This is a genomic window from Legionellales bacterium, assembly GCA_026125385.1.
GTDB lineage: Bacteria > Pseudomonadota > Gammaproteobacteria > JAHCLG01 > JAHCLG01 > JAHCLG01.
Genome location: JAHCLG010000053.1, coordinates 1 through 7,026, shown reverse-complemented (window position 1 = coordinate 7,026; position 7,026 = coordinate 1). Strand labels below are relative to the sequence as shown.

At 38.5% G+C, this 7,026-nt stretch carries 5 protein-coding genes; 1 reads left to right on the top strand and 4 read right to left on the bottom strand.

The features are described 5' to 3' along the window. Both KIT27_12090 and KIT27_12085 read right to left on the bottom strand, forming a co-directional pair. On the bottom strand, positions 1-271 hold a 271-nt coding region (locus tag KIT27_12090; protein MCW5590387.1), incomplete at its 3' end, for a hypothetical protein. A 164-nt stretch (positions 272-435) separates the two neighbouring features. Then, positions 436-1,464, bottom strand: coding sequence for an aspartate-semialdehyde dehydrogenase (locus KIT27_12085; GenBank protein ID MCW5590386.1), 1,029 nt, complete (start codon positions 1,462-1,464; stop codon positions 436-438). Between the two features lie 140 nt (positions 1,465-1,604). Between KIT27_12085 and KIT27_12080 the strand changes: the two genes are divergently transcribed. Then, on the top strand, positions 1,605-4,748 hold the full coding sequence (locus KIT27_12080; GenBank protein MCW5590385.1) for a hypothetical protein: 3,144 nt from the start codon (positions 1,605-1,607) through the stop codon (positions 4,746-4,748). A gap of 121 nt (positions 4,749-4,869) precedes the next feature. Here the strand turns inward: KIT27_12080 and aroC are convergent, their stop codons facing one another. Both aroC and prmB read right to left on the bottom strand, forming a co-directional pair. After that, on the bottom strand, positions 4,870-5,952 hold the full coding sequence (gene aroC, locus KIT27_12075) for a chorismate synthase (GenBank protein MCW5590384.1): 1,083 nt from the start codon (positions 5,950-5,952) through the stop codon (positions 4,870-4,872). Next, a complete protein-coding gene (gene prmB, locus KIT27_12070; protein MCW5590383.1) occupies positions 5,949-6,878 on the bottom strand; it encodes a 50S ribosomal protein L3 N(5)-glutamine methyltransferase in 930 nt (309 codons plus the stop codon). The genes aroC and prmB overlap by 4 nt, the downstream gene beginning before the upstream one ends. Positions 6,879-7,026 lie beyond the last annotated feature (148 nt).

Here is a 7,026-nt window from a genome sequence, read left to right as displayed (position 1 = left end):
TGGGTTGGCCTTGTGAACTTTGGGTGACTTGCAACCGCATGTGGCCGAGAAAGCTCGAATAGGGGATCGCAAATTGTTGATAGGTGTCACTATCGGCCATGGTGGCGCGAATTTCTGCTAAGGGTGTGGAGCCTAAATCAAATAATTGAACTTCCGCATCCAAGGGTTGGCCAATCGCCGAATAAACTTCGATATTACCCAACCCCAATGAAAACGCAGAAAATGGCGCAAATAACAAACTTGCTCCAATTAACTGAATCAGCTTACGCAATGTTGCTCCCCCTAGCCGCCAATTATGCCTTCCTCCTTGAAGTGTAGATGAGACATAATTTTTCAACAATAATGTCAATGTAACCCAGAAGTTTAAGCTTGTCTATAGTATTGAATTATTGAGTGTTCTCACAATTTATGCTGCTCTCTCTCACTTCACGCTGGTTAAGATTGCAAGTAATCGCGAAATAAAATTTCCGCAATTTGTACGGCATTAAGTGCTGCACCTTTGCGTATATTATCCGCGACTATCCATAAATTTAATCCCAACGGATGAGAAAGATCTTCACGAATTCGCCCCACATAAACCGGATCTTGACCACTGGCATGTTTGACTGGAGTTGGGTATTGGAGTTTCTGCGGATCATCTACCACTTTCACACCAGGCGCTTGTTTGAGTAAACGTTTAACTTCTGGCACCGTTAATTTATGTTGAGTTTCAATATTCACCGCTTCGGAATGCCCATAAAAAACAGGAACTCGCACGCAAGTGGGATTCACTTGAATGCTATCATCACCCAAAATTTTACGAGTTTCCCATATCATTTTCATTTCTTCACGAGTGTAGCCATTTTCTTGGAATTCATCGATATGGGGGATAAGATTAAAGGCAATTTGTGTGGGAAAAAATTCGGGCTTAATGCTACGACCATTTAATAACTCAACGGTTTGGTGTGCCAACTCTTGAATGGCTTGGCGACCAGCACCGGAAACCGCTTGATAAGTTGCCACATTAATGCGAGTGATCTGGGCTTTATCGTGCAAGGGTTTGAGAACAGTAAGTAATTGCAGAGTCGAGCAATTGGGGTTTGCGATAATATTGCGCTTAGAAAACTCACCAATTTTCGGTGCATTCACTTCAGGAATTATTAAAGGAACATCAGCATCATAACGAAACTGCGAGGTATTATCGATACATACGCATCCCAATTGGCTCGCTTTAGGAATGTATTTTTCCGATACTTTACCCCCAGCGGAAAATAAGGCGATTTTTACTTTAGAAAAATCAAAATTCTCCGTATCTTCAACCCGAATCGATTTACCACCAAACCTCACTGTAGAACCGGCTGAGCGAGCACTGGCTAACGCATAAAGTTGATTCACCGGAAAATTCCGTTCTGCCAAAATATCGAGCATGACCTCACCCACCGCCCCAGTTGCACCCACCACGGCAACATCTACTGCCTGTTTCATCGTTTACCCTTACTTGTGTAAATTAAGTTGTTTTAACCTAATTTTAGTATATACGCAATGAAGCGCCGGGTAAAATTGACATCGCACGTATAATTTCTTAGAATTGCGTCTGATTTAAAAATATAAAGAAGTAAATTAGCATGTTATCGAAAAAACCCACTTCTAAAGAAGTTTTAGAAAAATTTACCAACAAGCTTAACACCATATATTCTCTTGCTGATAACTTATCAAAATTCTCTCCAAATGAGTTTCCAAGCACAAGTTCATCAAGTTCATCTTCGTCTGCAAACACTCAAAATCAGGTGAGTAATTTTGATTTTAAAGAAAATGTTAATCAGCTCTATGACGAAATCTCAACCCTATTTGATTTAATAAATGATTATCCAGATACTTTACAAAATAAATTTGTAGTTGAATTAACAAAAATAAACACGAAAGTTGAGAAAACCCCTAAAAATAATAAAACCGAAAAGTGGCATGCCAGCATCATATTATTACTAAATATTTATTTTTTAACCGAAATAAATGAAAAAAATACCCAAGGTTCTGAATGTATAAATCTGGGAATTGCTGAAGCTGAAAAGTGTTTAACTCTTATTAAAAATCAGTATCCATCGAATGATGATGAGCGTGATCAAAACCAAAATGGTTTACCTAACAGTATTACATCTTCATCTTCATCTTCATCTTCATCTTCATCTTCATCTTCAATCCTAGACGAGCAAAATCAATTTGATAATAAAAAATATGCGGACGTAGAATGGAATCACTATCGTTTAGATCTCGCCATAGAAATCTTGCGTACTGCTAAAAGAATATGTGAAGATAATAGTATCATTACTTACTTTCTTGGCCTGCGTTATTTGACAAAAGATAATAATGAATTGGCTCTTAATGAGTTTTTTATTGCTTATAAGCAAGGTCTTATTTGTGCTGCAGCCACAATTGGCAGTGTTAACAAAAGACTAGATCCAAATAAACCATCATGCTTTTTACCTTTTTATGAAGTAACTGCCAAGCGTTACGTTCGGTATTCTGATAAACTAGGTCAATATCATTTTTTACAGGCTAAAAATTCAGATGATAACCCTGCTAACTCTGATAAAACACAGTTACTAGTGACAGCGAGTAATTATTTTAATGAGGCAATTTCCAAGGGTTATATTATTGCCAATTATCACTTAGCGTTAACATTATATTATCAAAATAAAGCTGATTTTAATTCAGGCAATTATTATGAAAATATCGCAAAAATACTCGACTACGCGAAAAAAGCTGCTGAAGCACACATTGTGGAAGCTCAATATTTTATTGGTGTATTGGCGTTAGAAGATTTAGAACGACATAATCGTCAAGTACCGAACCCACAATTAACACAATCACATACTCATTTTACTCTTTTTCGTGGATACCAAACAATTCCGGCTGATCCCATTGCCGTTATTCGTCAACGATTACTGGATAATGGCAAATTTTGGTCTGCGATAGCGGCTAGAAAAGGTAAAATCCAAGCGCATAAAATTTATGCCGAACTCAATCGAATAACTTCACCCCAAACTGCTCTGCTTCATGATAGACTTTATGAAGTGATGTTAGCTACAAGCAATCTTCCCAACCAAACGCCAAGAAATGTGCTACCTTGTGAGATCGCTCCCACTTGTTTAGCAAATACCAACAACACACTGAAGGCATTAAATTATCATGTTCCAGATCTAAACCCTGCTGATAAATTAGTCGAAGAATCGGCGATTCGATATATTGTAGGAACTGCGTTAGAAAATAATCAGGTTTATAATAGTTTAGTTCAAGTGTCTTGCAGTCAGGAATCGATACAATATTACTTAGAACAATTAATAAATGGACTTGCCCTGCCTCCACGAATTAATATGGGTTCTCTATGGCAAAAATTTGAACCGCTTAGTAATGGTATACTGTTTTATTTGTGTGATTTTTTTCAAAACTATTGGGTGTCAAAAAACTTTGTTATTCCAATTTTATGTCTCTGGAACCTGCATTCCTTTAATAGTAATCAACGCAATGAGGTTCTAAATACTTTTCCCATAACTACAGCAATCCAATCACGCCTATCTGATGAACAGCATTTCTTCTTAAATTTGTGCATTCATGCGGTCTATGAAAGTAATTCTTCTCTATTAGAGTTTTTAAAAATTCTTATGCCAAAATTATACGATGAACAGCTCGAATGCAGCTATTCGAATGATCGCATATTGAAAACGTATATAGACAACTATTTACCCCACTGGCGATTCCTCACGTACCTCGCGATTACGCACATCCAACCTTGCAATCTTACTTCAGGACATAAACCAGTTTGGCAGAGTTTTTTAAGTATTTTTCAATCGGGCTCAGATGAACTGCATCCCATGCTTGAATATTTACTCAAAAGACTCAAAGAAAGTATGACCCACCAGGAAATCGATGCGTTAACTGCTCATATAGAATATACCAACAAAGTTGGATTAGAGAATATACCCACGCATTTGCGAATTCCTCGCTATCTTTCTCAGCCCACCGCTCCAACAGTGAATAATAATTCGTCCTCGACTTCATCTTCGTCTTCATCTTCGTCTTCTAGCTCTGCTCATTCGGCATCTTCAGAAAATAGTTCAAGCGTTGTTACCAACGCAAATGTGTTTGATTTGGTTATTCAGCGATTGCTAGCTAAAAAAGACACCGCCAGAGAAGAACCTTTTTATACAGTTTTTTATTTAATCGTGATGGATATGCCAAATTTAGCGAGTAATCATCACAATCCGAATTTAACCACAGAGCAAGATAATAATTTAAAAATAACACAAAAATTAATAATTAAAAATAAAGCTCTTATACTAGACTTAGGAAAATCACTTATCCCTTTTGTTGTACAGGGCACTAATACTCAGAAGCAATTGCAATACCATTATATAAAGCAATTTATTAGTAACCTTGAAAATAAGAATACTGTAGTACACAGAATTTTTCATACACCACGGGATGGACTGTTTGGTGGCAGTGATTCTGTAAAATCATTTTTAAAAGCTGTAGGTGCAGTGGTTACAATCTTTGATTTAGAAAAGCAAATTCCTGCAACAAACAATACTAGTATAATTAATAGCAGTAGCAGTAGCAGTAGCAGTAGCAGTAGCAGTAGCAGTAGCAATTATAACAATAATACTTATAATTGGAATTCTATTTTCAACAACTCACCAACAGACAATACACCACAAGATGAAGGAACTGAAATGCAACCCCTCAATACTAAACAAACAAAACAAAACAATTAAGAACAGTTAAACTCACTACATAAATGTAGTGGTTAAAGATTCAATGATAAATTAACAATGTATCGGTTTGATTTTTCTGTGCGATAAAGGAACGATATGACTAAATATAGAGTTTAATTTCTCAAATCCTCGGCGTCTTGAGTGCTACTTCCGCATTTTGCGCGCGATGCAGTAAAAAATGATCCATTAAGACTAATGCTAACATTGCTTCGGCTATTGGCGTTGCCCGAATGCCCACACACGGATCATGACGACCTTTGGTAACAATGTCGGTGGCATTCCCATCGATATCAATGGTTTTCGCGGGTTTTAAAATACTGGAAGTGGGTTTTAGGGCGAGGCTCACGCGAATGGTTTGTCCACTGGAAATGCCGGCTAAAATTCCGCCTGCATGATTACTCAAAAATCCTTGCGGTGTCATTTCATCGCGAAATTCGCTGCCTTTAGCCGTGATCGCATCCCAACCATCACCAATTTCCACGGCTTTTACTGCATTAATCGACATCATCGCACTAGCAATATCCGCATCTAGCTTTGCAAACACTGGCGCGCCCAATCCGGGTGGAACGTTTAGGGCTTCCACATAAACTTTTGCTCCAATCGAATCACCTTCACGACGCAACTGGGTAATTAAATTTTCTAATTCCGAAATTTTATTGTCATCGCCACAAAAAAATGGATTATGATTAACGCTTTCCCAGTTTTTTACGGGGCACAGAATTTCGCCCATTTGTACTAGCGCACCGCGAATAACAATATTTTTTTGTTTTAAAAATAATTTTGCAATTGCACCTGCGGCAACACGTGCCACCGTTTCACGCGCAGAAGCACGTCCGCCCCCGCGATAATCGCGGATCCCATATTTTTGTTGATACACATAATCGCCATGACCTGGGCGAAATTTTGATTGAATGTCTTCATAATCACTCGAACGTTGATCGGTATTTTTAATCATTAGGGCAATCGGCGTTCCTGTGCTTTGATGATTAAAAACACCCGATAAAATTTCCACACTATCATTTTCTCGTCGTTGCGTAGTATAGCGTGAGGTGCCAGGTTTTCGCCTATCTAATTCTAATTGAATTTCAGCTTCATCCAGTGCAATACCGGGTGGCACGCCATCGATAATCACGCCCAGCGCTTGTCCATGACTTTCCCCAAACGTTGTTATTTTTACGATATGCCCAAAACTATTGCCACTCATGCTGAAAATCCTGCTTGAATTAAATCCTGTCGAGTTAATAAAAATACGCCCTCGCCGCCGCGCTCGAACTCGAGCCAAATAAAGGGTAATTGCGGAAAATACTGTTCTAAAGCGTATTGAGAATTCCCCACTTCAACAATTAAAATTCCCTGATCACTTAAATAATGGGCGGCTTGTTGAATAATCGGGATCGCAAATTGCAAGCCATCGATTCCAGCCGCTAATCCCAGGCGCGGTTCGTGATGATATTCTTCTGGCATGCTATTGATATCGTCTTGATCCACATACGGAGGATTACTAATAATAATATCAAATTTTTGTGAAGGTAAATTTTGGAATAAATCGGATTGGATAAAAGTAACTCGCTCGCTCAAATTTAATTGTTGAGAATTGCGCTCTGCGATGGCTAAGGCTTGGGAAGAAATATCAACGCCCACTACGCTCGCATTCATACAATAAAACGCGCACGCTAAGGCAATGCAACCACTGCCTGTTCCAATATCTAAAATGTGATGAATATTTTCATAGGCAATCCAGGGATGAAATCGTGTTTCAATTAATTCAGCGATTGGCGATCGTGGAATTAATACCTGTTCATCCACATAAAATTCCAATCCAGCAAAATTAGCGCGATGAGTTAAATACGCGCTGGGAATGCGTTGATTGACCCGTAATAAAATACACTCAATTAATTGTTGTTTTTGTGGTGGGCTTATTGTATTTTTTAAAATACTCTCATCACAATCCATCGGTAATTTTAAGACTGACAATAAAATCGCAACCGCCTCATCCCACGCATTATCCGTTCCATGACCGAAAAATAACTTATTTTCAGTAAACAGGTTTTCCATCCAAGTTAATATTTCTTGGACGCTAGCTAATGTTTGCAATGATGTATTTAAATTTTCTCGCTCTAACACTGACAATATAACTCCTAAATGTTATGCTTGATAATATAGCCTGGAACGGAGCGCAAGCTGTAGCCTGGAACGTAGCGCAGCGGAGATCCAGGATCGGAGCATTAAAAAAACTCTGATCCTGGATCTCCGCTGCGCGACGTTCCCGGCGACGGCC